Genomic DNA, 1864 nt, shown 5'->3' on the forward strand with positions numbered 1-1864 from the left:
ATGCGGAAGAAATTCCATTTCATCTATCAGGTGTCGAATTCCCGAAACGAAAACATTTTTGATAATAAACTTTTCCGAGGCGTGCGCTGGCCGATGCAATTTTTCATCGTCCGCATCTACACGGCGGCGAACAAGCGGCAACCGCTGGAAGTGCATCAGGTCTGGCCGTCGAGTAAGATTTTCAGCCTTTACGACTCATTTGCGGCGTCGTCGAAATTACCTGGTAAGGAACTCCCCGATGAAAACGCGAGCAGTGAGGATTTCAGGCCGTCAGTCTGGAAGCGGCTCGGCGCGGCGTGGCGGGCGGTCAAAAAGCTGGTGTTCTTCGGCACGCTGTTGACCGTCGGCGGTTACGTTGTGTTTTTTCATGTGATGTTGCCCGCGCTCGGCGCCGGAGGTCAGGCCGTGCAAAAAACGGGACATGGCAAAAATTCGGCACCTGCTCCGGCCGTGGAAACGGTCTCGGTCTCGGAGATCGAGACAAAACAGGAAGTCGTTACGCGCCCGCCCGCAGAAACCGACGCTAGCAGCGATTCCGTGGCCGTGGCGACGCCCGAAACGCCGGAAGCGGGGGAAGTGCCACCTACGGCATCAAAAGAGCCTGTGCGCGTCGTATTCCGCTCGCCGCGATTCGTTCGGTATTCGGACGGCGTGCGGCTGATCGTCGGTGAATTTTATGCAGACAAGGAAATCATATCTATTGACGCTGTTGGCGTGCATTTCGATGACGGCGCAACTCTTCGGCACGGAGAGCACGCAGAACCAACCATCGGTTTCCGCTGAGGCGAAAGCGGATTTCTGGTTCGTCGCCGAAGGCGCGACTGTGGCGACCGCTGCGGAAGCGTTGGCGGAGCATTACAAGATTTCGGTGTTCGTGCCGGAAAGCATCGCAACGAAGTCGATCAACGGCACGTTGCGCGGCGGCGATCTGGACGAGTCGTTGGACGTGCTTGCGTTTTTCGCTGGCGTAACGTGGCGGAAAACAGGCGCGGTGTATTATTTCGGCGGGTCGGAGCCCGCGCAATTTTTGACGCTGCCGTCCGCTGGTGTCGATGTTGAGGCCGTGCGTTCCGTGCTCGGTGATGCTGTCGTTGTTGGGGATAGCGTCGTTGTGAAAACGACGCCAACGCAGTATGCGCAATTGAAGGAGGTCCTGGACAAACTCCGGACTCGTCCGGTGCTGAAAGTGCGGTGTGCCATCGTGGACATTTCATCGTCACGCCTGCCGGCGTTTCGCGATTTTCTCAACACGGCCGGAAGCGGTGTGACAATCACCGGCGACGCGACGAAGTCGGTGTCCGTCAGGCTCCCCGTGGACATTCGCGCCGTTCTCGATTTTCTCGCGAAAGATGAGGATACGGAAATGAAGTTGGATACGGCGTTCGCCCTACCCTCCGGCGAACCGTTGACGTTGACAAGTGGTTCCATCGTCGAGCGGCCTGTTTACGTGCGCACCGAGGGCGACAATTCGCAAGATCTGGTGACGAAGTATGACCGCCTTCAACTCGGGCTTACAGTGAAGTTGCAGCCATTCCATTTTGACGGAAAATGGTTTCTTCGTTTCGATGTTCAGGATGCGGACACTATGAGCGGAACGGAAAAGCGGCTTTCGATGCAGGGGGCTTATGAGTTCGTTGAAAAGGGATGCGTGCAGCTTGCGTCGATTGATCGCACTCGGGAAGTGATGACAGAACGCAGAGTCCCCGGACTAAGCCGTATTCGTGGTGTTGGCCGTGCGTTTCGGTCGAAAAGCATGACGCGGGAAGATCGGTCTGTGATCGTGTTTTTGGAGCTGTTATGATGTCAACCTATGGTCAACTACCCCCTGTTTTCATAAGGGGCGGGGTTGGTCTCCGAAGCCGTT

Annotated in this window: 1 protein-coding gene and 1 pseudogene; both read left to right on the forward strand. The window is 56.5% G+C overall.

Translation table 11 applies throughout. From position 1 onward, the window contains the following. Positions 1 to 783, forward strand: a pseudogene (locus M2447_RS13655) (hypothetical protein); the annotation flags it as partial. Beyond that, on the forward strand, positions 725 to 1801 hold the full coding sequence (locus tag M2447_RS13660; RefSeq protein ID WP_277559060.1) for a FecR domain-containing protein: 1077 nt from the start codon (positions 725 to 727) through the stop codon (positions 1799 to 1801). The pseudogene M2447_RS13655 and the gene M2447_RS13660, both read left to right, overlap by 59 nt. Positions 1802 to 1864: the final 63 nt, after the last annotated feature.

Origin of the sequence: Ereboglobus sp. PH5-10, assembly GCF_029504735.1 — a bacterium.
Classification (GTDB): Bacteria; Verrucomicrobiota; Verrucomicrobiia; order Opitutales; family Opitutaceae; genus Ereboglobus.